The 26062-nt window shown below is 71.5% G+C and carries 25 protein-coding genes; 15 read left to right on the top strand and 10 right to left on the bottom strand.

What is annotated here, in order from left to right:
* Positions 1-25 precede the first annotated feature (25 nt).
* From P9K36_RS19075 to P9K36_RS19055, 5 genes are read right to left on the bottom strand one after another with little or no spacing between them, the layout of a single operon-like run.
* Positions 26-1225, bottom strand: a complete 1200-nt coding sequence (locus tag P9K36_RS19075; RefSeq protein WP_278305756.1) for a 2Fe-2S iron-sulfur cluster-binding protein — start codon at positions 1223-1225, stop codon at positions 26-28.
* Complete coding sequence (locus P9K36_RS19070) at positions 1222-2091, bottom strand: FAD binding domain-containing protein (RefSeq protein ID WP_278305755.1); 870 nt, start codon at positions 2089-2091, stop codon at positions 1222-1224. Before P9K36_RS19070 ends, P9K36_RS19075 begins: the two co-directional genes overlap by 4 nt.
* Positions 2088-4442 (bottom strand): xanthine dehydrogenase family protein molybdopterin-binding subunit, encoded by a 2355-nt coding sequence (locus P9K36_RS19065; protein ID WP_278305754.1) that lies wholly within the window; start codon positions 4440-4442, stop codon positions 2088-2090. The genes P9K36_RS19070 and P9K36_RS19065 overlap by 4 nt, the downstream gene beginning before the upstream one ends.
* Positions 4439-5308, bottom strand: a complete 870-nt coding sequence (locus tag P9K36_RS19060) for an alpha/beta hydrolase (RefSeq protein WP_278305753.1) — start codon at positions 5306-5308, stop codon at positions 4439-4441. The genes P9K36_RS19065 and P9K36_RS19060 overlap by 4 nt, the downstream gene beginning before the upstream one ends.
* A 10-nt stretch (positions 5309-5318) precedes the next feature.
* Positions 5319-6602: an amidohydrolase/deacetylase family metallohydrolase gene (locus tag P9K36_RS19055; protein WP_278305752.1), complete on the bottom strand. Its 1284-nt coding sequence runs from the start codon at positions 6600-6602 to the stop codon at positions 5319-5321.
* Positions 6603-6723: 121 nt separating this feature from the next.
* On the opposite strand from P9K36_RS19055, the gene P9K36_RS19050 reads away from it, so the two are divergent.
* The 10 genes from P9K36_RS19050 (at position 6724) to P9K36_RS19005 (ending at position 16557) form a co-directional block, all read left to right on the top strand.
* Positions 6724-7242, top strand: a complete 519-nt coding sequence (locus tag P9K36_RS19050) for a MarR family transcriptional regulator (protein WP_053610081.1) — start codon at positions 6724-6726, stop codon at positions 7240-7242.
* A 343-nt stretch (positions 7243-7585) separates the two neighbouring features.
* Entirely contained in the window at positions 7586-8350 is a 765-nt protein-coding gene (locus P9K36_RS19045; protein ID WP_278305751.1) for a GntR family transcriptional regulator, read from the top strand.
* Positions 8347-9117, top strand: coding sequence for an ABC transporter ATP-binding protein (locus P9K36_RS19040; protein ID WP_278305750.1), 771 nt, complete (start codon positions 8347-8349; stop codon positions 9115-9117). Before P9K36_RS19045 ends, P9K36_RS19040 begins: the two co-directional genes overlap by 4 nt.
* Complete coding sequence (locus tag P9K36_RS19035) at positions 9108-9923, top strand: ABC transporter permease (RefSeq protein WP_053610078.1); 816 nt, start codon at positions 9108-9110, stop codon at positions 9921-9923. The genes P9K36_RS19040 and P9K36_RS19035 overlap by 10 nt, the downstream gene beginning before the upstream one ends.
* A 64-nt stretch (positions 9924-9987) precedes the next feature.
* The gene (locus tag P9K36_RS19030) at positions 9988-10968 is read left to right on the top strand and encodes an ABC transporter substrate-binding protein (RefSeq protein ID WP_043354698.1); all 981 of its coding nucleotides are present in this window, start codon (positions 9988-9990) and stop codon (positions 10966-10968) included.
* A gap of 31 nt (positions 10969-10999) precedes the next feature.
* Positions 11000-12016, top strand: a complete 1017-nt coding sequence (locus tag P9K36_RS19025) for a zinc-binding dehydrogenase (RefSeq protein ID WP_053610076.1) — start codon at positions 11000-11002, stop codon at positions 12014-12016.
* Positions 12017-12081: 65 nt separating this feature from the next.
* Positions 12082-12501, top strand: coding sequence for a PaaI family thioesterase (locus P9K36_RS19020; protein ID WP_278305749.1), 420 nt, complete (start codon positions 12082-12084; stop codon positions 12499-12501).
* Entirely contained in the window at positions 12498-13310 is an 813-nt protein-coding gene (locus P9K36_RS19015; protein WP_278305748.1) for a VOC family protein, read from the top strand. The genes P9K36_RS19020 and P9K36_RS19015 overlap by 4 nt, the downstream gene beginning before the upstream one ends.
* Positions 13307-14830, top strand: a complete 1524-nt coding sequence (locus tag P9K36_RS19010) for a class I adenylate-forming enzyme family protein (RefSeq protein WP_278305747.1) — start codon at positions 13307-13309, stop codon at positions 14828-14830. The genes P9K36_RS19015 and P9K36_RS19010 overlap by 4 nt, the downstream gene beginning before the upstream one ends.
* Positions 14831-14961: 131 nt before the next feature.
* Complete coding sequence (locus tag P9K36_RS19005; protein WP_278305746.1) at positions 14962-16557, top strand: ABC transporter substrate-binding protein; 1596 nt, start codon at positions 14962-14964, stop codon at positions 16555-16557.
* A 71-nt stretch (positions 16558-16628) separates the two neighbouring features.
* Here P9K36_RS19005 and P9K36_RS19000 read toward each other — a convergent pair whose 3' ends face one another.
* Genes P9K36_RS19000 through P9K36_RS18980 form a run of 5 tightly spaced genes read right to left on the bottom strand, consistent with a single transcriptional unit; the run spans position 16629 to position 20892 of the window.
* Positions 16629-17042, bottom strand: coding sequence for a VOC family protein (locus P9K36_RS19000; protein WP_043357614.1), 414 nt, complete (start codon positions 17040-17042; stop codon positions 16629-16631).
* A gap of 38 nt (positions 17043-17080) precedes the next feature.
* Positions 17081-18115, bottom strand: a complete 1035-nt coding sequence (locus P9K36_RS18995) for a biotin-dependent carboxyltransferase family protein (protein ID WP_278305745.1) — start codon at positions 18113-18115, stop codon at positions 17081-17083.
* Positions 18108-18842, bottom strand: a complete 735-nt coding sequence (gene pxpB / locus P9K36_RS18990) for a 5-oxoprolinase subunit PxpB (RefSeq protein ID WP_278305744.1) — start codon at positions 18840-18842, stop codon at positions 18108-18110. Before pxpB ends, P9K36_RS18995 begins: the two co-directional genes overlap by 8 nt.
* A complete protein-coding gene (locus P9K36_RS18985) occupies positions 18835-19608 on the bottom strand; it encodes a 5-oxoprolinase subunit PxpA (protein ID WP_278305743.1) in 774 nt (257 codons plus the stop codon). The genes pxpB and P9K36_RS18985 overlap by 8 nt, the downstream gene beginning before the upstream one ends.
* Positions 19609-19635: 27 nt before the next feature.
* Positions 19636-20892 carry a Zn-dependent hydrolase gene (locus tag P9K36_RS18980; RefSeq protein ID WP_278305742.1) on the bottom strand — a complete coding sequence of 419 codons (1257 nt, stop codon included), beginning with the start codon at positions 20890-20892 and terminating at the stop codon, positions 19636-19638.
* A 428-nt stretch (positions 20893-21320) separates the two neighbouring features.
* Between P9K36_RS18980 and P9K36_RS18975 the strand changes: the two genes are divergently transcribed.
* From P9K36_RS18975 to P9K36_RS18955, 5 genes are all read left to right on the top strand, one after another.
* Positions 21321-22127, top strand: a complete 807-nt coding sequence (locus P9K36_RS18975) for an amino acid ABC transporter ATP-binding protein (RefSeq protein WP_043357597.1) — start codon at positions 21321-21323, stop codon at positions 22125-22127.
* Between the two features lie 34 nt (positions 22128-22161).
* A complete protein-coding gene (locus tag P9K36_RS18970; protein ID WP_043758610.1) occupies positions 22162-22845 on the top strand; it encodes an amino acid ABC transporter permease in 684 nt (227 codons plus the stop codon).
* 66 nt (positions 22846-22911) lie between these two features.
* Positions 22912-23721 (top strand): transporter substrate-binding domain-containing protein, encoded by an 810-nt coding sequence (locus P9K36_RS18965; RefSeq protein WP_043758608.1) that lies wholly within the window; start codon positions 22912-22914, stop codon positions 23719-23721.
* Positions 23722-23792: 71 nt separating this feature from the next.
* The gene (locus tag P9K36_RS18960) at positions 23793-24473 is read left to right on the top strand and encodes a GntR family transcriptional regulator (RefSeq protein WP_075380619.1); all 681 of its coding nucleotides are present in this window, start codon (positions 23793-23795) and stop codon (positions 24471-24473) included.
* A 37-nt stretch (positions 24474-24510) separates the two neighbouring features.
* Positions 24511-25677: a Xaa-Pro peptidase family protein gene (locus P9K36_RS18955; RefSeq protein WP_278305741.1), complete on the top strand. Its 1167-nt coding sequence runs from the start codon at positions 24511-24513 to the stop codon at positions 25675-25677.
* Positions 25678-26062 lie beyond the last annotated feature (385 nt).

Genomic DNA, 26062 nt, shown 5'->3' with positions numbered 1-26062 from the left:
TCCGGTGCGTTGAGGCGGGGTGGGATCAGGCGCGGCCGAACCACGCCGCGAGGCGCGCGCGGGCGAGGCCGAGGAGCAGGCGGAGCGGCTTGAGGCCGGCGGGGGCCGGGGCCGCGACGCCCGAGAGCCGGGCATCGAGATTGCGGGCGAACTCCGCCGCGATGCGGCCGGCGAGGTCGCGCACGAGGCCGGGGCGGCCGAACTGGGCGAGTGGCCCGGTCAGGGTGTAGCCGACGTCGAGTGCGACCCGGGCGGTGCCCGGCGCCGGTCCAGCCTCGACCCGGTAGCGGATCCGGCCCTCGGTGACCGAGCGGCCGCCGGAGTCGGTTCCGGCGCCGTGGACCGAGCCGGTCCGCGCCGCCTCCTGCCGCGTGAGGCGGGCGCGACCGCGGAACGTCACGGCGATCGGTCCGATCCGCGCCTGCAGGCCGCCCTCCACGGCGTCGGGCGCGGGCCGCGCCGTCAGGACCGCGCCGGGCAGGCAGGCGGCGACCGCGTCGATATCGCCCAGCAGCGCGAAGACGGCCTCCGGCGGATGCGCGAGGTCGACCGCCTGCGTGAAGCTGTGAGCCGGCTCAAAGGTGTCGGACAGATCCGCCACCGCGGCGGGCGCGACCGGGGCGAGGGGCTTGGCCGGCGGAGTCAGGGGCTTGACCATCGCCTTGCCGACCCGCGCGCCGACCGGGCCGAGGGCGCGCGCCGCACCGGTCTCCGGGAGGATTCCGCGCCCGCGCCGGTCCGCGATCACCGCCATCACGGCCCGGACGATGCCGGCATAGCCGGTGCAGCGGCAGAGATTGCCCGACAGGCCGACGCGGATCCGCCGCTCGTCGGCCTCGGGCAGCCGCAGGACCAGATCGCGGGCGGCCACAAGCATCCCGGGCGTGCAGTAGCCACACTGGAGCGCATGCTCGCGGTTGAAGGCGGCCCGCAGCTCGCCCGCGATCGCGTCCGTGTCGAGGCCCTCGATCGTGGTGACGGCGGCGCCCGCGCAGGCGCCCGCGAAGGTCAGGCAGGCGCGGGCGGGCTCGCCGTCGAGCAGCACCGTGCAGGCGCCGCAGATGCCGTGCTCGCAGCCCAGATGCGTGCCGGTGAGGTCGAGCCCGTCGCGCAGCACGTCGCCGAGATGGCTGCGTGGCTCGGCCGCGACCCGGACGGCGCGGCCGTTCACCGTCAGCGCGAGGGCCATGCGGGACGCCCCGGGTTCGGCCAGCGCGGCGCTCATGCGGCCTCCGGAAGGGGCTTGGCGTGGGGAACGGGCCCGGCCGCCGCCACCGCGCGGGCGAGGACGGTGACGTGGATGTGCCGCTCGACCGCGTCGGCCATGCCGGCCTCCCGCAGGGCCTGATCCGCGACCCGGGGATCGAAGCGCGCGGCGAAGTCGGCGCCGATGCGGCCGCCGAAGAGCGGGCGAGCATCGGCCAGGAGCACGGGCGGCCCCTCGACCGCGCCGATCACGGCCCGGCCCCGGCCCGCGCCCGGTTCGAGGCGCACGGCTCCGATGGCATGGGCGAACTCGCCGATCTTCGCACAGTGCTTGAAGTAGCCCCAGGCGGCGCCCGCCGGCAGCGCCGGCACGCGCACGGCGACGAGGATCTCGCCCGCGCCGAGCGCCACTTCGAGGGCGCCGGTGACGAAGCGCTCCACCGGCAGGGTGCGGCGGCCGTTCCGGCCCGCGATCTCGACCTCGGCACCGAGGGCCGTCAGGGCGCTGACCCAATCGGCGGCCGGATCGGCGTGGACGAGGCTGCCGCCGACCGTGCCGCGGTTGCGCACCGGCCGGTAGGCGATCGCCGACGCCACCCGCTGCAGGGCGCCGCCGGTGACGTCGGCAACGCGCCCGTCCTCGATGTCGGCATGGGTCACGCAGGCCCCGAGGACGAGCGTGTCGCCCTCGACCCGGGCTTCCCGGAGCTCGGGGATGCCGGTGATGTCGAGGATGAGATCCGGCTCGACGAGGCGCAGGTTTAGCATCGGCCCGAGGGACTGCCCTCCCGCGATCAGCTTCACGTTGCAGGTGGCCTGTGCGAGGCGGTCCAAGAGCGCGGCGAGGCTGCCCGGCCGCTCCCAGGCGAAGGGTGCGGGCTTCATGCGGCCTCCCGCGCGGTGTCGGCGGGCGCGCGGGCGGCGAGCACGGCCTCCACGATGCGTCGGGGGGTGACGGGGGAATGCAGCATCTCGACGCCCAGCGGCGCCAGCGCGTCGTTGACGGCGTTGGCCAGCGCCGCCGGGGGCGCGATGGCGCCGCCCTCGCCGATGCCCTTCTGGCCGAAGCGCGTGTAGGGCGAGGGCGTCTCCATGTGGTCGATGCGCGCCAACGGCACGTCGGCGGCGCCGGGCAGGAGGTAGTCGGCGAAGGTCGAGGCGAGCGGCTGGCCGCGCCCGTCGAAGCGCACCTCCTCGAACAGTGCCGTGCCGATCCCCTGGGCGAGGCCGCCGTAGATCTGGCCGTCGACCACGAGGGGATTCACCAGCGTGCCGCCGTCCTCGACGATGACGTAGTCGAGGATCTCCACCGCTCCGAGATCGGGATCGACCGCCACCACGGCCGCGTGCGCCGCGTACGAGAAGGTGCCGGAATCGCGCACCGGCTTGTAGCCGGCGGTGACTTCGAGGCCGCCGGGATCGGTGTCGGGCGCGAGATCCTGCGGGCGCCGGTACCAGGTGCGGGCGATGGCCTTGAGCGGGACGTCGCCCGTGGGGCTGACGACGTGGCCGCCTTCGAAGCGGCACGCCTCGGGCCGCGCCTGGAGCAGGTGGGCGCCGATCCGCACGGCGCGGGCGCGCAGTTCCTCGCAGGCCGCCGCGACCGCGCCGCCGGCCATCACCATCACGCGCGAGCCCCAGGAGCCGGTGGAGTAGGGTGTCATCGCCGTGTCGCCGTGGACGAGGCGGGTACGCGCCACCGGCACGCCCAGGATCTCGTGGGCGACCTGGGCGAGGGTCGTCTCCAGACCCTGGCCGTGGGAATGGGCGCCGATCCGCAGCTCCAGGCCGCCGTCCGGGGTCAGGCGGGCGCTGGCCTGCTCGTGGCCGGGCACCATCGGGATCCCCCAGCCGGAATAGACCGAGGTGCCGTGCGCCGCCTGCTCGCAGTAGATCGCGAGGCCGAGGCCGATCCGGCGCCCGTCCGGCTCGCCCTGACGTTGGCGGGCGCGGACCGCCTCCACGTCGACGGCCATCAGCGCCCGGGCCAGGGCCTCCGGGTAGTCGCCGCTGTCGAAGTGCTTCTTCGTGATGTTGTCGAACGGCATCTGCTCGGGCCGCACGAGGTTCTTCTCGCGCACCGCCTCGGGCGGGATCCCGGCCGCGCGGGCGACGGCGTCGAGGACGAGCTCCAGGGCGAAGCAGACGCCGGTGCGCGCCACCCCCCGGTACGGCAGGATCGGGCACTTGTTGGTCGCCACCGACCACGTGCGGCAGCGATAGGCCGGAAAGTCGTAGGGCCCTGGCAGGATGCTGGCGACCTGCGCGGCCTCCAGGCATGCCGAGAACGGGTAGGCCGAGTAGGCGCCGGAATCGACGGTGGCCTCGCAGTCGATGCCGCGCAGGGTCCCGTCCCGCTCCGCGTAGGCGGTGATGCGGTAATGGTGCTCACGGCAATTGGCGTTGGCGGTCAGGTGCTCGCGGCGGTCCTCCAGCCAGCGGACCGGGTGGCCGCAGCGGAGCGCGAGCCACGCCAGCGCCACGTCCTCGGCAAGCAGGATGGCCTTGTAGCCGAAACCGCCGCCGACATCCGGCGAGACGATGCGAATGCGGCCCTGCTCGATCCCGAGGCACTCCGAGAGGCCGTTGCGCACGATGTGCGGCATCTGGCTCGCGGTGTGGACGACGAGCTGGTCGAGGCGGTGATCGAGCTGCACGACGGTGCCGCGGCCCTCGATCGGCGCCATGCATTGCCGCCCCGTCGAGATGGTGCGGCTGACCCGGATCGGCGCGTCGAGGGCACTCTCGATGCCGACGTCGACCAGGGTCTCCAGGAAGACGTTGTCGCCCCAGTGCTCGTGGACGAGGGCGGAGCCCGGCTCGCGCGCGGCCAGCATGTCGTGGATTGCAGGCAATTCCTCCAGGTCGAGCACCACGGAGGCGGCGATGTCCTCGGCCTCCGCGCGGGTCGGGGCGACGCACATCGCCACCAACTCGCCCACCTGCCGGACCTTGCCGGTGGCGAGCACCGGCTGCTCAGAGACCTTGAAGCCGGGCAGCCCTGAGACGGCCCGGATCGGCAGCACCCCGTCGAGGTCCGCGGCGGTGAAGACGCGGTCGCGGCAGGCTTCCGGCACGTGGATGGCGCGGATCCGGGCATGCGCCATCGGACTGCGCACGAAGGCGACGTCCTGCAGGCCCGGCAACCGGAGGTCGCCGACATACTGGCCGCGCCCGCGCATCAGGCGGTCGTCCTCCTTGCGGGGCAGGGAGGCCCCGACGCCCTCGCGGCTCATCGGGCGCCTCCGAGAAGGTCCTGCGCGGCCCGGACCAGGAGGCCGTCGGGCCGGCGGAATCCGTCGAGGATCGAGAAGTGGTCGGCGCCCGGCACAGGCAGCAGGGCGCCCGGCGCGTGGGCGGCGCTGCGCAGGGCGTGGAGGTTGCGTGCGTCGTGGACGAGGGCGGGCAACTCCCGGCTGCCGTAGGCGATCGTCATGGGCTTCGGCGTGACCGCCAGCCGCAGGGGCGACAGCGTCTCGATCTCGACCTCGGTCAGCCCGAGCTTCTCGTTCAGGTAGGTCTCGCGGATCGGCGCGAGGTCGTAGACGCCGGAGATCGCCAGGACCGCGGACACGGCGGGATGTCCGAGGTGGAGAGCGGCGAGGTGCGCCCCCGCGGACCAGCCGGCAAGGATCGTCGGGCCGCCGATCCCGCGCGCCGGTCCGTGCACGGCGAGCCAGTCGAGGGCGGCACCGATCTCGGCGACGATGCCGGTGAGGCTCGCCTCGGGTGCCAGCGTGTAGCCCGGCATCGCCACGGACCAGCCGGCCGCGTTCAGGCCCTCAGCGAAGCAGGCGAAATCGGCCCGGGCGTTGCGCTGCCAGTAGCCGCCGTGGACGAAGACGAGGCAGGGCGCCCCCGTCTCCGTCGCCGGGTAGAGGTCGAAGCCCCTGCGCGCTCCGGCGGCGTAGGGGATGTCGAGCCCGTCCGGATGCGCGGCCCGGTAGGTCGCGGAGGCCGCGTTGCGGGCGGCGACCTGCGCGGCGCTGTCGGGCACGCCCGCGTTGTTGTCGTAGCAGGCGCCCCGGGCCGCCGCGTCCAGGCTGTCCCAGCGGTGGCGCGGATCCGGCGGTGTCGGGTCGTCGAGGACGAAGGCGGGCATCGGCGCCGCCTCAGGCCGCGATCGCCTGGGGCAGGATCGGCGAGTCGGCCTCGAATCGCTTCCCCGCGCGCAGGCAGAAGGCCGGGCGCAGCAGGCGGTCGGCGATCACCCGCGTGTCCTCGTTGTCGCGCAGCAGGAAGCGGCCGCGATCGTCGTGCAGCACCGAGACGTCGGCCGCGTATCCGACCTTGAGGGCGCCGATCCGGTCGCCCATGCGCAGCATCTCGGCCGGATGCGACGTCACCATCGGCACCACGTCCTCCAGCGGGATGCCGAGCGCCATCATCGAGCTCATCGCCTGGGTCAGGCTGAAGCGGGCCTGCCCGAGGAAGGGATGGTTCTCGTCGTCGTGGTGCTCGTCCGGGGTGCCGGCGGGCTTCTTCACCTCGGGGACCTCGGTGTTGTAGCCGTGCATGTCGGCGCCCAGCGTGTAGGGGATCACGCCCGCCGGCAGCGAGGCGCGGGCGACGCGGTAGGAGAAGTGGCTGCCGTGGCCGACATCGACCTTCAGCCCGGCCTCCATGGCTCGGCGGATGATGTGGTGGACCTCGCCCTGCTCGTTAATGAAGCCGCCCGGGTGGCGGGTGAAGGGATGGGCCAGCACGTCGCCGGGCCGCAGCAGGGGGATCACCCGCTCGACGATGGTGTCGGCATCCTCGCCGTTGGCGCCGGATTCCGGCAGGCCCCAGAGCTGGCCGAAATGCACGTAGAGCGGCAGGTCGGCGCGCCGGCTGATCTCGGCGGCCATCTCCATCACCTTGATGCCCCAGCGGGCGAAGCCACCGATCTCGGCATGGCCTTTGATGCCGCGCACGAGGTCGCGGTTCTCGGTGGCCGACTTCACCGTCGCGTCGATGTCGACGCCGTCCGGGCTGTAGAGGTTCGGGTAGAAATGCCCCTCCAGGCCACCGACGAGGTAGGCCGACAGGAAGGCGAGCACCTGCGTCTGCGACCGCTCGGCGATGAAGTGGCGGAAGCCCGGCAGGGTCATGCAGGACGGGCCGCCCTGGTCCACCACCGTCGTGACGCCCGAGCGCACGCCGACCATGTCGGGGTTCAGGCCGAACCGGCCGGTGACGTACTGGTAGACGTGGGCGTGGGTGTCGATCATGCCGGGCAGGACGAGCTTGCCCGTGACGTCGATGACCTCGGCGGCGGCCGAGGGCAGGATCGTCTCCGCCACGGCGGCGATGCGCCCGTCCTGCACCGCGACGTCGCGGATGCCGTCGATGCCGGAGGCCGGGCAGATGACCCGCCCGCCCCGCAGAACCAGATCGTAGCGGCGATTGTCCATGTCGACCTCGTGGTCCCGGCCGGCGCGCGCCGGCCTCGCCCTTGCCAAAAGCGAAGCATGCTTCGTATTTCGGCAAAGCACGCGGCGTGCCAAGACTGGAACCGTTCTGCGGAGTCGGACGATGGATGAGGGCCTGGACGCCGGATTCGCGGCGGGGTCGGCAAAGGCGAACGGGGCGGCGGACACGCGGCACTGGCCCCTGGGCGAGCGCCCGGGCTTCCTCGCCCGCCGCATGCACCAGATCCACGTCAGCCTTTTCGCGGAAAGCTGTGCCGCGTTTCGCGTCACTCCGCTGCAGTACAGCCTGCTGTCGCTGCTGCGGGACCTGGAGGAGGCCGATCAGACGACCCTCGCGAGCGCGGTCGCCCTCGACCGGACGACGACGACCGGCGCCCTGAAACGCCTCGCGGCGCGCGGCCTGGTGAGCCGCTCGACCTCGCCCCTCGACCGCCGCGCGCAGGTCTGTCGGCTGACCGAAGCGGGGGCCGCGCTCCACAGCGCGATGGAGCCGGCGGCGCGGGCCGCGCACGCCCTGACCGTCGAGGCCCTTACCCCGGCGGAGCAGGACACCCTGACCCGGCTCCTGCGCCGCGTCATCGCGGGGCACGAGCACCGGCGCGGCCAGCCCGACATCGTGTAGGGCGCGGCGCCTGCCTAAAGAAGACACAGATTGTTCTGCGTCGAAGAGTTTCGAAAGGTTCCTTATCCCAATACCTTCGTGAAAATTGGACGGGTATTTCATTTACAGAGCGCGCGCCGGTTGCGCATAAATACGGCATGACATGCCCACAGGGCGTGCTGAGCTGATCACCCGGCGCATCTGAGCTTCCCAGCCCGTGGCGAATGCCGGCATCCGACAATCGTTCTGCTCAACAATGCCCAATGGGCGCGGCCGGGCGGACGCTTGGTTGGCACATGTCCTGCGTGCGGTGAGCTGCTCACAGCATGCTGTGGGATCCTCAATGCCCGAACAGCGAGGGGCCATGACGACGCGCGATGACAGGTCCCGGCCGGCTCGCTCGATGGGGACGGTGCTCGCCGTCCCCGACGTCACGCGCAAGGGCAATCAGGCCTACGACCTGATGCGGCGCGAGATCGTCGCCTGCCGCCTCCTGCCCGGCACGCGCTTCACCGAGGCCGAGGTGATGGAGCGGTTCGAGATCGGGAAGGCGAGCTGCCGGATCGCGCTGCAGCGCCTGGCCCAGGAAGGCTTCGTCAGCTCGATGCCGCGGCACGGCTACCGGGTCAGCCCGGTGACCGTGAAGGATGTCGACGAGGTCTTCGCCCTCCGGATGGAGCTCGAGCCCCTCGCGGCCCGGGGCGCCGCCGGCCGCGTGAACCGGGCGCATCTGGAGCGCCTCGAGCAGGCCTGCCGCCGCAAGATCACGGTGGAGATGGGCAACCAGATCGACTTCTTCCTGGAGGCCAACCGGGGCTTCCACCTCGCGATCGCCGCCGCGGCCGGGAACGGACGCCTGTATCGGACCCTGTCGGGCCTCCTCGATGAGATGACCCGCCTCGTCGCCCTCGGCTTCGGCGTGCAGGGGGTCAGGCCGAACATCGAGAACGACCACACCGCGATGATCGAGCATCTCGTGGCGGGGGATGCCGACAGCGCCGCCCTGGTGGCGCGCCGCCACGTCGAGACGTTCCGCGACATGACCCTGGAGAAGGTCATCGCCAGCCTGCGCGACACCGCGGTGGTGGCGCCGGTGCGGACGTCCCGGGCCGAGGGGGGCGAGCCGTGAACGCCGTCGAACTCGACCACGTCAGCAAGTGGTTCGACCGGCGCGAGGGCGGGCCGCTCCACGTCCTGGACGCCATCGACATCGCGATCCCGCAGCACGCGATCGTCGCGATCCTGGGCGCGTCGGGCTGCGGCAAGAGCACCCTCCTGAACATGATCGCCGGGCTGGTCGAGCCCGATCAGGGTGCCGTCCTCCTGAACGGCATCCCGTCGCACGCCTTCCGCGACTGGCGGGCGATGACCTACATGTTCCAGGAGGACCGGCTGCTGCCCTGGCGCACGGCCGCCCAGAATGTCGCCTTCGGGCTCGAGGCCGGACGCATGGGCCAGGCGGAGCGGGCGCGGCGGGTCGACGAGACCCTGCGGCTCGTCGGGCTCGAGGCCTTCCGCGACGCCTACCCGCACGAATTGTCGGGGGGCATGCGCAGCCGCGTGGCGCTCGCGCGCAGCCTCGTCACCGAGCCCCGGATCCTGCTCCTCGACGAGCCGTTCTCGAAGCTCGATCCCGAGATCCGCGCGCAGATGCACGCGGAGCTGCTGCGCATCGCCGACCTGCGGGCGATGACCCTGGTCTTCGTCACGCACGACGTCGAGGAGGCGGTGGTGTTGGCGAGCCAGGTGGTCGTTCTGCACCCGCGTCCGGGCCGGATCGGTGCGGTCCGGGCGATCGACCTGCCGTATCCCCGCGACCCCCTCTCGGCGGAGGTCGCCGAGGAGGTCCGGCGCCTGCGCATCAGCCTCTCCGCCGCGAGCGCGCGATGCTCGTGAAGACCCCGCCGCGCCTGATCCGGCAGACACGGACGTCCGGCGCCGGACGCCGGGCGGGCGTGCTCCTCCAGAGGCTCGCCCTCCTCGCCCTGGCGCTGGCCGCGTGGCAGCTCGGATCGCTGCACGCGCCGAGCTTCGTCCTGCCGAGCCCCGCGCGGGTCTGGCACGCCTGGCTCGGCCTCGTCGCCACGCCGAGTTTCGCCGCCGATCTCGGCATCACGCTGGGCCGGATCGGCGCGGGCCTCGCCTTCGCGGCCCTGGTGGGGCTGCCGCTCGGCCTGCTGCTCGGCGCGAGCCCTCGCCTAGGCCGGTTCTTCGAGCCGGTGCTGACGGTGACCAACACCGTCTCGTCGGCGATCTGGGCGATCTTCGCGCTGATCTGGTTCGGTCTGTCGAACTGGACCACGATCTTCGTGGTGTTCATGACCGCGATGCCGTTGATCCTGACCAACGTCTGGCAGGGCACGCGCACGGTCAGCGCCGAGCATCTCGAACTCGCCCGCACCTTCCGCATGCCGCGCCACAAGGTGCTGACCAAGATCTACCTGCCGACGATCCTGCCCGCCTTCTTCTCGGGCGCGCGTCTCGCCATCGGCTTCGGGGCGCGGGTCGTGCTCGTGGCGGAGTCGCTGGGGGCGAGCAGCGGCATCGGCTACCGCCTGCGGCAGGCGGCGGACCTCGTCCAAACCGATCAGGTCTTCGCCTGGACCCTCACCCTGGTCGCCCTGATGATCGGACTCGAGACGCTCGTCCTGAAGCCGGCCGAGCAGCGCCTGTTCGCCTGGAAGAAGGTGGCGCAGCCGTGACGGCCGAAGCCACGCGGGGAAACGCCCGTCGCACGTCCTCTCTTTGCACCCCCTGGAGAACGCCTTGAAACGGATCCGCGTCCTCGCCGTCGCCGCGCTCTGCGCGGTCGGCCTGCCCGCCCTCGCGCGCGCCGAGACGGTGCGCATCGGCTACTGGAGCTCCGGCATCAGCCTCGGCTTCGGCGCCGTGCTGGAGGCCGGCAAGTTCATGGAGAAGGAGGGGCTGACGGCCGAATACGTCAAGTTTCCGGACGTGAACGCGCCCACCAAGGCCATGGCCGCCGGGGCGATCGATTTCGCGATCGCGGCGAGCGCGGGAACGGCGCTGAGCGTGACCGCCGACGGCCTGCCGATGAGCATCGTCCTGGCGACGCAGGTGGCCGACCTCGACTTCGTCGTCCTTGAGGACTCGCCGATCAAGACGATGGCCGACCTTAGGGCCAAGAAGATCGGCACCTCGCCCGCGGGCAGCGGCACCGCCGCCATCGCGGCGGCGATCCTGGAGACCAATCACGGCCTGAAGCCCGCCGATTACCAGGCTGTGCCCGGCAACGATTCCCGGCTGGCGCAATTCCTCGTCCAGAAGGACATCGACGCGGCGGCCCTGCGCACCGTGACCCTCGCGCTCCTGCCGGACGTCAAGCTGCGCCGTCTGGGCACCTTCCGGGAGGAGTGGAAGCGCCTCACCCAGCAGGACGCGCCGCCGGTCCTCGGCGTCGGCCTGATGCGCAACGCCTGGATGACCCAGAATCCGGACGCGCCCGCCAAGGTCGTGGCCGCGATGCGCAAGGCCTACGCGTTCGGCCAGGCCGACAAGCCCGGGGTGGCCAAGATCCTGAAGGCCGCCGCGAACCTGAGCGATGCCGACGCCGCCGCCTACGCGGGTCTCTGGGACGGCATCTACACGGTCAGCCTGGAGCCTGCCGACATCGCCTCGCTGAAGCGCGAATTCGACGTGTTCAAGGCGGTCGGCGCCGTCCAGGGCAGCCTGCCGGATACCGCCCTGGTTCCCGGCCCCTACGAGCGGTCGAAGACGATCCCGTAGCCTTTCCGACCTGCAGAAGAGGGTTTTCCCGATGGCTGAGACGATGAAGGCGCTCGTGCTGGAGGCGCACGGCGACATCGACACGCTGAAGGTGGTGAACGACTATCCGAAGCCGTCCCCCGGCCCGGGCGAGGTTCTGATCCGCGTCGGCGCGTCCTCATTCAACTACCACGACGTATTCACCGTGAAGGGCATGCCCGGCATCAAGGTACCGATGCCGGTGGTGATCGGCCTCGACATGGCCGGACAGATCGTCGAGCTCGGCGAGGGCGTCGCGGAGTGGCGCGTCGGCGACCGGGTGCTGGTCAACCCACTCAACAAGGCCAAGGGCCTTATGGGCGAGATGCTCGACGGCGGCATGGCCGAGTATTGCCGGGTCTCGACGGGCCAGCTGATCGCGATGCCGCCGGACGTGAGCTACGCGGACGCCGCCTCCCTGCCGGTGGCCTACGGAACGGCCCACCGCATGCTGATCACCCACAACACCGTGAAGGCCGGCGACAAGGTCCTGATCCTGGGCGCCAGCGGCGGCGTCGGCACCGGCTGCGTGATGCTGGCCAAGCAGCTCGGCGCCGAGGTGATCGCCTGCGCGGGCAGCGCGGAGAAGATGGCGGCGCTGACGGCGCTCGGCGCCGACCACGTCGTCAACTACCGCGAGACCGACTTCTCCAAGTGGGCGATCCAGCAGTACGGCAAGCCGCAGCGCCGGACCTACGAGGGCGGGGTCGACGTGGTGATCAACTTCACCGGCGGCGACACCTGGGTGCCCTCGCTCAAGTGCTTGAAGCGCGGCGGCACGCTGCTCGTCTGCGGGGCGACCGCGGGACACGATCCCAAGGAGGATCTCCGCTACATCTGGAGCTTCGAGCTCAAGGTGATCGGCTCGAACAGCTTCTACGACGACGACCTGTCGGCCCTGATGGACATGATCCAGGCCGGCACGCTGAAGCCGACCATCGACAAGGTCCTGCCCCTGGAAGAGGCCGCCGAGGGCCTACGGATGATCCGCGACCGCGAGGTCATGGGCAAGATCGTCGTCACCCCCTGACACCGTCTGAGGCCGGTCCGCCGCGCGTTGTCGCCCCCAGCCCCGCCCGAGGAGATCCCGAAGCCATGTCCGACACCCCCCTCAGCAAGGAGCAGGTCGAGGCGCTGCTGCTGCGCGGCGCGTTCCACCAGTGGCTCGGCCTCTCCGTCGTCGCCGTCGGCGAGGGCACGATCGAGCTGAAGGCGACGTGGCGGCCCGAATGGGTCGTCAACGCCGAGCGCGGCTACGTCCACGGCGGCATCCTGGCGACGCTCGTCGACCTCACTGCCGACTGGGCGCTGGTCTCCAAGACCGGCCGGGGCGTCCCCACGGTGGACCTGCGGGTCGATTATCACCGCGCTGCGATGCAGGGCGATCTCACCTGCCGCGGCACGGTGGTGAAGTTCGGCAACCAGCTCTCGGTGGCCGAGGCGCAGATCCTCGACGATGCGGGACGCCTGCTCGCGAGCGGCCGCGGCGTCTACATGACGGCGCCGGCGAAATGACGGGGCCGACCCCCGCCGCCCCGGCGGACGGGGCCCTCGACCATGTGGTGGTCAACGTCCTGCGGCGGATGGACGAGGCGGCGGACCTGTTCGCCGCCCTCGGCTTCTCACTGACACCCCGCGGCCACCACTCGCTGGGCTCGATCAACCACCTGATGATGACGGCAGGCCCCTACCTGGAGCTTGTCGGCGTGCCCGAAATGGGGCCGCAGCGGCAGGACGTTCTGGACAGCCCGTTCGGCCTGAATGGGCTCGTGGTGGCGAGCCAGGACGCCGACGCGACCCATGCGCGGCTGGCGGCAGCGGGGCTCGCGGCCGGTCCGCCCGTCGCCTTCTCGCGCCCGGTGACCGTCGACGGCCGCACGGAACAGGCCCAATTCCGCACGGTGCGGGTGCCGGCACACCGGTTTCCGGCGGGTCGCCTCTACCATTGCGAGCACCTGACTCCGGATCTCGTCTGGCGCCCCGAATGGCTCGACCATCCGAACGGCTTTTCGGGGATCGACGCGCTGACGATCGAGAGCCCGGCGCCGGAGGCCGACGCTTCCCTCTACGCGGCCGCGATCGGCGCTCCGGCCGAGGCCGTGGGCGCCGGCTTCACCATCCGGGTCGGGGAGACGCGGATCGTGATCGTGCCGGGGCCGGCCGCCCGTTTCGCCGCCCTCGGCCTGCACTTTCGCGGCCTCGACGCCCTCGAAGCCCGCTCGGCCGTCCTCCCGGAGGCGACTTGGGTCCGGCACGGGCCGGACGCGGCCGATCTGACGCTGCCGGCCTTCGACCTCCATCTCGCGTGCCGGGCGGCCCTATGACGTGCGCGACCACGGGTGCGACCAATCTCGGCGACCTCGTTGACCGGTCCGGGCCGCCGGACCGGCCACTCATCATCGGCGTCGCCCCCGAGGGCGGGCCCGAGGTGATGACCCGCGCCGGCCTCGATGCCAGGGCCGACGCCTTCGCCCGCGGCCTCGTACGCGGCGGGATCTCCCGCGGCGCGCGGGTCGCGATCCTCTCGGCCAACCGGCCCGACACCGTCGCGGCGCTGCTCGGCGCGATGCGGGCCGGCGTGGTCCCGGTCCCGGTCAATCACAAGTTCCCGCCGGCCACGATCGCGGCCGTGCTCGCCGATTGCGGGGCGCGGCTCGTGCTCTGCGACCGCCCGCGCCGGGCGATGCTGGCGGGGCTCGACCCCGATATCCGGATCGCCGGGTTCGACGATGACGGGCCGGAGGGTTTTGCGGCCTGGCTCGATCCCGGACCCTTCGTGCCGATCGTGCCGGAGCCCGGCGAGGCGGCCCTGTTCCTCTACACGTCCGGCTCCACGGGCCGGCCGAAGGGCGTGCGGCTGAGCCATGCGAGCCACCTCTGGGTGGCGCGGACCCGCGCCGCGGAGACGAACCTGCGCGACGACCGGCTGCTCGTCGCGGCCCCGCTCTACCACATGAACGCGCTGGCCCTGGCGCTCCTCGTCTGCGCGGCTGGCGCCACGATGGTGCTGCTGCCGCAATTCGAGGCGCGGGCCTACATTGCGGCGATCGATCGCCATCGCTGCACGTGGCTCACCGCCGTGCCGCCGATGATCGCCATGATGCTGCGGGAGCCGGATCTCCTGGCGGAGGCCGACCTCACCGGCGTGCGGACGGTGCGGATGGGCTCGGCGCCCGTCAACGATGCCCTGGCCCGGCAGATCCGCGCACTCCTGCCGAACGCCCGCATCCTCAACGCCTACGGGACCACCGAGGGCGGCCCGGTCGTGTTCGGCGACCATCCGGACGGCCTGCCGACGCCGGTCGCGTCGGTCGGCGCGCCGCATCCCCAGGTCTCGGTGCGCCTCGTCGGGCCAGACGGGCCGGCGACCGGCGTTCTGCAGATGCGCAGCCCCGCGATCATGCTCGGCTACCACAACCGGCCGGACGTGCCCGTTCCGATCACCGCGGACGGATTCTACGACACCGGCGACGTGTTCCGCCGCGACGCCGACGGGTTCTTTTACTTCCTCGGACGCACCGACGACATGTTCGTCTCGGGCGGCGAGAACATCTTCCCCGGCGAGGTCGAGCTGGTGCTGGAGCGCCACCCCGACGTGCTTCAGGCCTGCGTGGTGCCTGTGGAGGACTCCATCAAGGGTACCAAGCCCGTCGCCTTCGTGGTCCGCCGGCCCGGCGCCACCGTCGATGAGGCCGCCCTCAAGGCGCACGCGCTCGCCCACGCGCCGGCCTACCAGCACCCGCGCCGGGTCTGGTTCGTCGAGGCGCTGCCCCTCGCCTCGACCAATAAGATCGACCGCGCGGCCCTGCGCCGGCGCGCCGAAGAGGCCGTCCGCGCCCCGTGACCGGCCCGGGCGGAACGGCGCTTGCAGGTTGTGTTCCCGCGGCATGCGCGCCCGCAGAAGGCTGCCTCGCGAAGCGCCGCCCGGCGCAACCGTCCCCGCCCGCCTGATCCGGAAAGCCAGGAGTGACCTCCATGCTGCGACGAACCTTCCTCGGCGGTGCCGCCGCCGCGGCCGCCGTCCCCTTCCTGCCGGCCCGCCCGGCCCTGGCCCAGGGCGGCCGGGCGAGCGTCCTGCGCTTCGTGCCGCAATCCGACCTGACCATCGTCGATCCGGTGACGACCACCGCCTACGTCACCCGCAACCACGCGCTTATGGTGTTCGACCAGCTCTACGGCCTCGACGCGCAGTTCACGCCGCAGCCGCAGATGGTGGAGGGGCACACGGTCGAGGATGACGGTCGGCGCTGGATTTTCCGGCTGCGCGAAGGACTGAAGTTCCACGACGGCGAGCCGGTGCGGGGCCGTGACTGCATCGCGTCGATCCGGCGCTGGGCGCAGCGCGACAGCCTCGGGCAGGCCCTGATGGCCCGCACCGACGCCCTGGAGGCCCCGGACGACCGGACCTTCGTCATTCGCCTGAAGCGCCCCTATGGGCTGATGCTCGAGACCCTGGCGAAGCTCGGTCCACCGGTGCTCGTCATCATGCCCGAGCGTCTCGCCGCCACCGACCCGGCCCAGCAGATACCCGAGCTGATCGGCTCCGGGCCGTTCCGGTTCAACACCAAGGAGCGGCTGGTCGGCGCCCGCGTGGTCTACGACCGCAACCCGGATTACCGGCCCCGCGACGACGGTCCGGTGTCCTGGGTGGCGGGGCCGAAGCGGGTCCATTTCGAGCGGGTCGAGTGGCAGGTCATGCCGGATCCCGGAACCGCGGCCGCTGCCCTCCAGAACGGCGAGGTCGACTGGTGGGAGAACCCGATCAGCGATCTCGTGCCGACGCTCCAGGCCAGCCCGCAGATCGCCACGCAGCTCGCCTCGCCGCTCGGAAATCTCGGCACCGGCGTCATGAACCACCTCTATCCGCCCTTCGACAAGCCCGCGGTCCGTCGCGTGGTCCTCGAGGCCCTGTCGCAGGCGGACTTCATGGCGGCGGCGGCCGGTGACGATCCCAAGTTGTGGCGCAAGGATGTCGGCCTGTTCACGCCGGGGACCGCCATGGCCACTGATGCCGGGCTCGACGTGCTCACCCGGCCGCGCGATCTCGCCAAGGCGAAGCGCGACCTCGTGGCGGCGGGCTATAAGGGCGAGCGCGTCGTGCTCATGTCGACGAGCGAGAACCCCGTGCTCGGCGCCCTCGGCGAGATCATGCACGACCTGCTCCAGCGGCTCGGGATGAACGTGCAATACGTCGTGTCCGACTGGGGCACGCTGGTCACGCGCCGCGCCAGCAAGGCGCCCCCGGACCAGGGCGGCTGGAACATCTTCAACACGACCTGGACCGGCCTCGACATGGCCGACCCGGTCGTGGAGCAGGTCCTGCGCTGCGGAGGCCCCAAGGGCTTCTTCGGCTGGCCGGACCTGCCCGAGCTGGAAAGCCTGCGCGAGGCCTGGATCGAGGCGCCGGATCAGGCGGCGCGGAAGACGATCGCGGCCCGGATGCAGACCCTGGCGATGCGCGACGTGCCGTACCTGCCGACCGGCCAGTATTTCTACCGGACGGCCTTCCGGCGCGATCTACGGGATGTGGTCGACGGCCAGTTCGTCTTCTGGAACGCCCGCCGCGTCTGACGGGCGGTGCGCCCCGGCCGCCCGTCGCCGCTCCGGCGACGGGCCGTTGCCACGGGGAGGGCGCTTGAGCCTCAGTGCGCGAAGACGGCGGCCAGATCCCGGAAGCCCTTGATCTCGATCGGATTGCCGCTCGGGTCGAAGAAGAACATCGTGCGCTGCTCGCCGGGCTCCCCGGCGAAGCGGACGACCGGCGGGATGTCGAAGGCGATGCCGGCCGCCTCGATGCGGCCGGCGAGTGCCTCCCAGGCCTCGAGCGGCAGCACGACGCCCAGATGCGGCATCATCACGGTGTGATTGCCGACCTTCCCGCTCCGGGTGGTGGTGAAGGGCTCGCCCAGATGCAGCGAGAGCTGATGGCCGAAGAAGTCGAAATCGACCCAGGTCTCGGTGCTGCGGCCCTCCTGGCAGCCGAGGACGCCGCCGTAGAAGCGGCGGGCCGCGTCGAGATCGGTGACGTGGTAGGCGAGATGGAACGGCGTGAGCATCGACGGTCTCTTGCTTCGCAGGGGAGGGGGTGGCGCTGTCAGGGCGCCGGATCCGGGGCGCGCGCCGAGACGACGCCGCCGACGAGGTTGCAGGACAGCAGGAACGCGCTGTCGAGAGCGCCGCCGCCGGCCGGCACCAGCGCCGCCAGCCGCGCGTCCAGGCTGCGCCGCGCCGCGCGGGCGATGGCCTGGGCCTCCGCGACGGCAACGGCCGCGAACCGGATCGTCTCGCCCGGCCGCACCTGCGCGAGGCGACCGAGATCCGCCGAGATCACCGTGGCGATCTTCGGGTAGCCGCCGGTGGTGTGCCGGTCGGCGAGCAGGATCAGCGGCCGCCCGTGGCCGGGTACCTGGATGGAGCCGTTCACGATCCCGTCCGAGACGATGTTGAAGCCGTCCGCGTGGGCGATCGGCGGCCCATCGAGGTGGCAGCCCATCCGGTCCGCCCGCGCCGTGAGGGTGTAGGGTTCGGACAGGAAGGTCCGCAGGCCCTCATCGGTGAAGCCGTCGGCCTGCGGCCCGAGCACCACACGGATCGGACCGCCGAAGGTCGGCCGGTGGGCCGGCGGCAGGGTCAGCGGGCGGTCGCGGGGCGCGGGCGCCGCGAGGGGCAGCAGGTCGCCCGCGGCCAGGGGGTTGCCGTCGAGGCCGCCGAGACGGGTGCGGGTGTGCGTCGCGACGCTGCCGAGCATCGGCGCGACGGCGAAGCCCCCGGCGACCGCCAGGCAGGCGCGCAGGCCCTCCCGCGGGGCGCCGAGGATGAGTCGATCCCCCCGCCGCAGGTCGTGAGCGGTGAACGGATCGAGGGCGCGGCCGTTCAGGCTCATCGCGAAGGGTGCCCCGGCGAGGGCGACGCGGCAGACCTCCGTCTCGCAGACGAGGGTCGGACCGACCATCGTCATTTCTATTACCGCGGCGTCGAGCGGGTTGCCGACGAGGCCGTTGGCGAGCGCCAGAAGGTCTGGATCCATCGCCCCGGACCCCGAGATGCCGTAGCGCAGGTAGCCCGGCCGCCCACCATCCTGCAGGGTCGCGGAAACACCGGGGGCGATGACGTGCAGTCCCTCAGGCATCGATCCGCTCCAGGGTCGCGACGGTCTCGCCGGCGCGGGCGGCCTCGCTGAGGGCGTCGAACGCGGCGCGGTCGATCGGCTCGAACCGGATCAGGTCGCCGGCCGCGAACAGGAACGGTTCGGCCCGGGCCGGATCGTAGGAGCGCGCGGGCGTGCGGCCGATGAGCTGCCAGCCGCTCGGCAGCTCCAGGGGCGGCGAGACGCCGGTCTGGTTGCCGCCGATCGAGACGCTGCCCGCCGGGGTCCTGGGCCGCGGATCGGTGCGCCGGCTCGCGTGGAGCCGGGGATCGAGGCCGCCCAGATAGGCGAAGCCGGGGGCGAACCCGATCATGTAGACGCGGTAGTCGCGGCCGGCATGGAGGGCGATCATCGCCTCCGGGGTGAGCCCGGCCCCGGCGGCGAGGTCGGCGAGGTCGGCGCCGTGCGCGCCGCCGTAATGGACCGGCACCCGCCAGCGGCGCAGCGATCCCGTCGCCCCGTCCGGGGGCGGCCAGTGCGCGGCGATCAGCGCCGCGAGATCGGCCCGGGGTAGCAGGTCCGGATCGTAGAGGACGAGGAGCGAGCGGTAGGTCGGCACGGTCTCCAGGAGCCCCGGGCGCCCGGCACCGCGGAGCGCCGCGTCGAGGGCGATGACCTGCGCGTTGATCGCGGGGTCGACCGCGCGGCCGAGCTCCACCGTGAGCGCCCGGTCGCCGCTATCGAGGAGGCGGTAGCCGGGCTCAGACACCGAGCACCTCGGCCATCGGCCGCAGGGCGATCCCCTTGGCGGCGCAGTCGTCGCGCAGGCGGTGCGCCATGGCGACGGCGCCGGGCGTGTCGCCGTGGACGCAGACCGTGTCGATCCGCGTCGGGATGCGCCGCCCGGACAGGCAGGTGATCGCCCCGTCCTCTAGCATCCGCGCCACGCGCTCCGACACGGAATCGGGGTCGTGCAGCACCGCGCCTGGGACTTTGCGCGAGACCAGGGTGCCGTCATCCGCGTATGCCCGGTCGGCGTAGATCTCCCGCGCGATCGGCAGCCCGAGCTTTTCGCCGGCCTTCTCGGTCTCCAGGCCGGGCATGACCACGAAGATCAGGTCGCGGTCGAGGGTGCGGATCGCCCGGGCTACCGCCAGGGCGAGGTCGGCATCCTCGTTGGCCATGTTGCCCATCGCCCCGTGGGTCTTCACGTGGCGCACCGGGCAGCCGGCATCCTGCGCCAGGGCCAGGAGGGCGCCGACTTGGTAAAGGACCGCCTTCTCGATGTCGGCCGGGCGCTCGCCCTGGATCGGCCGCCGGCCGAAGCCCCAGAGGTCGAGGAAGCTCGGATGGGCGCCGGCCTGCACGCCGTTCGCGGCCGCGCGGCTCAGGGTCTCGTGCATCACCAGAGGGTCGCCGGCGTGGAAGCCGCAGGCGATGTTGGCCGAGGTCGCCACGGTCAGCATCTCGGCGTCGTCGCCCAAGCGGTAGACGCCGAAGCCCTCGCCCATGTCGCAGTTCAGATCGACGATCATCGGTGCATCCTTTCTTGCGCGCAGGGTTCAGGCTTCCGCGACGAGGTGGGCCACCAGGGTCGCGGCCGCGCAGAGATCCTCGATCCGCATCGCCTCGTCGGGGTTGTGGCTGCCGTTCTGGTTGCGGATGAAGATCATCGTGCTCGGCACGCCCTGGCCGGCCAGCGTCGCGGTGTCGTGCCCGGCCCCGCTGGCCATCGTGCGAAAGGGCATCCCGAGCCGGCGCGCGTGGCCCGACAGGGCCTCGACGAGTGCCGCGCTCATCCGCGCCGGGGTGCTGCCGGTGCGCTCGCCGAGGACGAAGCGCACGCCGCGGGCGGCCTCGATGGCGGCGACGCGCTCGGCGAGCGCCGCCTCGACCCGGTCCAGCACGACGGGCTCGGTGCTGCGCACGTCGAGGCAGAAGCGGACCTCGCCGGGGATCTTGGCGAAGGCGTGCTGGACCGGGTCGGTGGCGACCTCGCCCAGCGTGATCGTGACCGGGCAGCCCTCCGCCTCCAGTGTTCCCCAGAGGGCATCCAGGCCGGTGATCAGGTCGGCGAGGGCGAAGACGGCGTCGCTGCGCGCGCTCCGCGCCACGGCGCCGGAATGGCCGTAGCGGCCGAAACAGGCGGCCTTGCGATAGCGGAAGCTGCCGCTGATCGCCGTGACGAACCCCACCGGGCTCCCGGCTGCCTCCAGCGCCGGTCCCTGCTCGATATGCATCTCCACGAAGCCGTGGATCCGCGCCGGATCGAGGAGCCGCTCGCCCCGCGCCACCGCCTCCGGACGCAGGCCGAGGTCGGCCATGTGGTCCCGCAGGCTCCGGCCGGTATCGGCGCGGGACAGATCGAGAACCTCCGGCGGCAGCAGGCCGAAGGCAGCCCGGCTGCCGACATAGGAGGCCGGGAACCAGACGCTCTCCTCGGCCCTGAACACCGCCACCGTCACGGGACGCGCCGGCACGAGGCCCGCCCGGCGCAGGGCCTCCACGGTCGCGAGGCCGCCGATCACGCCCGCCGCCCCGTCGAAATTGCCCCCGTGGGGCACCGTGTCGACGTGCGAGCCGACCATCCAGGGCGCCAGGGTCGGGTCGCGTCCCGCCATCGTCAGGAACAGGTTGCCGGCCGCGTCGGTCTCGGCGGTGAGCCCCAGCGCCAGCCCGGTGGCCCGCATCAGGGCGTGTGCGCGCTCCTCGCCAGCGCCGTAGGCTGCACGCGTCACGCCGGGTGCGTCCTGGCTGAAGCCGAGGAGCTCGGCGAAGAGCGCCGCGCAGAAATCCGGGTCGATCGCGAGGCCGGTCATGCCGGCTGACCGGTGCGCACGTCGTCCAGCCGCCGTTCCCCGACGTCGGGTTCGGCGCGGATCGCGGGAGCGCGGCCGTTGCCGCCCCGGGATTCCGCGGCCGGAGCCCGCCGCGGCGCCGGACCGATCCGGTCGATCGGCTGAACAATGAGGCACGCGCCCGGCGCGCTCGCGCAGGGAATACCGGGATCCATGGGCTTGATGACCATGTTGGAGGCAGCCATGCTCAAAAATACCGCTTGAATGCCGGCGGTATACCGGCTCTGCTAAGGCATGGTATCGGATTTGGCAACGTAAAACCGCGCCAAAATCGAAATAAAATCCCCACATTGAGAGATTTGATGAGCAAAAATGTAGTATCATAGCGCGAATAACGCGCAGATATAATTAATCATTCGGCGCATGATCGCATAACATCAGGTTTGACGATGGCTCAGATCGAGACGACCGCGCCCCCGCTCCTGAAGATCAGGAAGCTGCACAAGAGTTACGGCGCCAACGAGGTCCTGAAGGGCATCTCCCTCGACATCCACGAGGGTGAGGTCGTGTCGATCATCGGCGCGAGCGGCTCGGGCAAGAGCACGTTCCTGCGCTGCCTGAATCTCATGGAGACGCCGACATCCGGCTTCATGGATTTCGAGCGCTTCGCCTTCGACTACGAGCAGGGCGCCCGCCGCCAGCCGACGCCGCAGCAGCTCTGCGAATTGCGCACTCGGATCGGCATGGTCTTTCAGAGCTACAATCTCTGGCCGCACATGACCGTGCTGGAGAACGTCATCGAGGCGCCGATCCGGGTGCGGCGGATGCCGCGCCGTCAGGCCGTCGCGGAGGCGGAGGCGCTGCTCCAGCGCATCGGCCTCTACGAGAAGCGGCACGCCTACCCGTCGAAGCTCTCCGGCGGGCAGCAGCAGCGCGTGGCGATCGTGCGCGCCCTGGCGATGGCGCCCAAGGTGATGCTGTTCGACGAGGTCACCTCGGCCCTCGATCCGGAGCTGGTGGGCGAGGTGCTGGCGCTGATCAGCTCCCTCGCGGCGGACGGAATGACGATGCTGCTCGTCACCCACGAGATGGCCTTCGCCCGGGATGTCGGCACCCGCACCCTGTTCTTCGACGGCGGCGTGATCGCCGAGGACGGTCCGCCCGACGACATCATCGGCGCGCCCCGGAGCGAGCGGCTGCGCCAGTTCCTCCGGCGCGTGCTGCACCAGCCCGCCGCGCTCGGACAGACAGCGTGAGCCGCCGGCCCATCACCGGGGAGATCGGACAGCGATGAGCGTCGCGACGTTGCAGGAATGGTGGCTCACCCTCTCGGACGAGGTCGTCACCTACGGCCCCGGCTTCCTCTCGGCGACCCTGGTAGTGCTCGGCGTCACGGTGGCGAGCATCCTGGTGAGCTGGGTCTGCGGCCTGCTCGGTGCGCTGGGCAAGCGCTCGTCCTTCGCGCCCTTCCGAGCGCTCGCGAGCTTCTACGTCTGGTTCATTCGCGGCACGCCGACCCTGATCCAGGTCTTCATCGTGTATTTCGGCATGCCGCAGATAGGGGTGAAGCTTTCGCCGATCACGGCCGGCATCATCGCGCTGGGGGTCAGCAGCGGCGCCTACGTGGCCGAGACGATCCGGGCCGGGCTCGCGGCTATCCCCCGGGGTCAGGTCGAGTCGGCGCTCGCCCTGGGCATGAACCCGCGGATCATGATGGTGCGGATCGTCCTGCCGCAGGTGTTCCGCATGATCCTGCCGTCGCTGACCAACGAGGCGATCTCGGCGGTCAAGAACACCTCGCTCCTGTCGACGATCACGGTCGTGGAGCTGACGCTCTACGCGCAGCTCATGATTGCCACGACCTTCCGGCCGTTCGACTTCTACATCGCGGCGGCGCTGATCTACCTCGGCCTCACGTCGATCCTGTCGCAGCTCTCGGCCTATTTCGAGCGGCGCTACGCCCGCCTCTCCTGAGCCTCCCCCGCCGCGGGACGGGCCGCGGCCGACACTTCCCGCCCCGTCTCGAGACCGGAGATCACCATGAACCGTCGCCACGTCCTAGCCCTCGTCTCCCTCTGTGCCAGCCTCGGCGCCGGCCTGCTCGCCGCCCCCGCGACCCGCGCGGCCGAGGGCAAGCTGGAGCTGATCGAGCCCGGAAAGCTGATCGTGGCGACGGACAGCACCTTCGCGCCGTTCAGCATGCGCACGCCGAGCGGCGAGCTCGACGGGCTGGAAGTCCGGGTGATGCGCGAGGTCTGCCGGCGGATCGGGCTCGCGTACAGTCCGGTCAACATCAAGTTCGACGCCCTGCTGGTGGGCCTGATGGCCGATCAGTACGACATCACCAGCGAATCGATGGACATCACCCCCACCCGGCAGAAGCAGGTCGCCTTCGCGGACGGCTGGCTCGAATCCGGCGCGCGGATCGTCACCCGCAAGGATACCGGCATCAAGGGGCCGGAGGATCTCAAGGGCCGCAATGTCGGCGCGCTCTCGGCCTCGACCTTCGGCAAGCTCGCCGAGGAGCACGGCGCCACCCTGAAGAGCTACAAGACCGCCGCGGACGCCATGCAGGACCTCGTCGGCGGCAACATCGACGCGGTGATCAACGATGCGGTGGCCGGCAACTACGCCATCAAGGCACGCAAGCTCCCCCTGGTGATGATCGAGACCCCGCTCAGCACGGTCCAGAAGGGCTTCGCCATCAAGAAGGGCAAGCCGAACCTGCACGCCGCGGTCAACAAGGCCCTGGCCGAGATGGTCGCCGACGGTACCTACGCCAAACTCATCACGCCGTTGATCGGCTATGACCCGGCCCCGAAAGCGCCGATCCGCACGCCCGCCATGTAGGCGGGCGCGAGGCCGGCGCCGGAGAAGAAGAAAACGGGGAGCAGCCTGGCCGGCTGCTCCGGGAGGACGCGATGAAAACCCTCGACGCCGCGTCGTACACGACGGCGCTCAATGCCCGGCGCGAGCAGAGCCTCGGCCAGATGGCCTACGACCGGCTGCTCGACATGCTCGTCCGCCGCGACCTTCCGGCCGGCACCGTGCTGCACGAGCGCCGCCTCGCCGAGATGCTCGACATCTCCCGGACCCCGACCCGCGAGGCGATGTCACGGCTGGAGACCGAGGGGCTGATCGAACGGCAGCCCGGGGGGATGCTCGTGGTCAAGGAATTCTCCCTGCGCGAACTGGTGGAGATCCTGCATGTCCGCCGTCTGCTGGAGCGGGAGAGCGTCATGCTGGCCACCGGCCGGATCGCCGACGCGGTGCTGGCGGATCTGCAGCGGCAGATGGAGGCGCTGCTGGCGGCGGGCGACCCGGACGCGCCGGGCAACTGGGAGGTCGACCGGCGCTTCCACGACCTGATCGCGGATCACAGCCACAACGCGATCCTCGCCAAGACGATCAAGGATCTGCGGCTCAAGACGCAGATGTTCAACCTGAGCCGGATGCCCGAGCGGTTCGAGGCGGTCCATCGCGAGCACCTCGCGGTGGTCGCCGCCCTTCGGGCGAAGGACGCGGCGGCGGCGGCGGACGCCATCGCGGCCCATCTCGAGAATTTCAAGCAGGGCATCATCCGTCGCCTGAGCGAAGTCTGAGTGGAGCCTGAGCGGAGTTTGGGGCGAGGGCGGCGCGATGCACGAATTCACAGGCCTGCGCGGCCGCGAGGCGGCCTTTCCGGAGGCGGAGTTCGCCGCCCGGCAGGCGGCGGCCCGGGCCGCCATCGCGGCGGCCGGCCACGACGCCCTCGTGGTGACCGGCCCGGAGACGATCTACTGGCTGACCGGCCGCCAGACGGCGGGCTACTTCGCCTTCCAGGCCCTCCTCGTACCGATGGAGGGGAACCCGGCCCTCCTGGTCCGGCAGCTCGAACTACCGGGCGCGGCCGCCAACACTTGGCTCGACGACATCCAGGCCTATCCGGACGGCGCCGACCCGGCCGAGGCCCTGGCGGCCCTCGTGCGCGGGCGCGGGCTCACCAGGCCGGCCCTGGAGCGGGACGGCTGGTTCGTCTCGCCCTTGCTCGCGGGGCGGATCGACGCCGCGCTCGGAAGCGGGCCGCTGCCCGACGGCTCCGGCCTCCTCGCCCCCTTGCGGGCCGTGAAGTCGGCGGCCGAGCTGGAGGCGATCCGGGCCGCCGCTCGATACGCGCAGGCCGGGCTCGCCGCAGGACTCGACGCCTGCGCGGCGGGCACCGACGAGAATGCCGTCGTCGCCGCCATGCTGGGGGCCGCGATCGCAGCCGGGTCCGAAGCCGTGGCGATGGAGCCCCTGGTCGCCTCGGGCCCGCGCAGCGGGCTGCCGCACATGACGTGGCGCCGCCGCCGGCTGGAGCCGGGCGACGCCGTCTTCCTCGAACTCGCCGGCAGTCACGCCCGGTACCACGCAGCGCTGATGCGCAGCGTCTGGATCGGTCCGCCGCCGGCCGAGGCGTTGCGGATGATGGATTGCGCCCTGCGCGCCCTCGACGCGGCGCTCGCGGCGATCCGCCCCGGCCATCCCTGCGCTGCCCCGCACGCGGCGGCACAGGCCATCATCGATGCGGCGGGCTACGGTCCGGCCTTCCGCAAGCGGATCGGCTACTCCATGGGTGTCGCCTTCGCCCCGGACTGGGGGGAGGGCGGCCTGCTCTCGCTCTTCACCGGACAGGACCGGCCCATCGAGCCCGGCATGGTTTTCCACCTGCCGGCGACCCTGCGCTCTTACGGAGCCTGGACGGTCGGCGCCTCGGAGACCGTGATCGTCACCGCCAACGGGGTCGAGCCCCTGTCCGACCTCCCCCGCACCCTGTCGCTGCGGTGAGGCTCACCCCATCATCGCTTTCTGTAGGGGCATAACGTGAGGTCGGACCGTCTGCAGCGTCAGCGACCGAACTGACCCTGATCCAGCATGGCGTAGGCTGGCCGAACGTGTAACGGCCGCTTCGGAGAAGATCGGTCGAAAAGGCGGGCAACCTCGTATCAATCCATGCCGGCCGCGCAGACTGCCGCGAACAGATCCCGAAAACGGCTGTCCGTCGGCCGTTCCGCAACGTCGACTTGGGGTAGATTGGTACGAAAATTCCGCGTGTTATACTTTCACAGTGATGCGACTGACCGCCAAGTGAGGCGGGAATGAAAGCAGATGATCGGATTATCGCAAGTCGAATAGAGCTCCTGTTGTCGCCTCGACAGGCCGCCTTTGCGTC

It is taken from the genome of Methylobacterium sp. 391_Methyba4 (genome assembly GCF_029691625.1).
Taxonomy (GTDB): domain Bacteria; phylum Pseudomonadota; class Alphaproteobacteria; order Rhizobiales; family Beijerinckiaceae; genus Methylobacterium; species Methylobacterium fujisawaense.
This window is presented reverse-complemented; position numbering and strand designations above follow the sequence as displayed.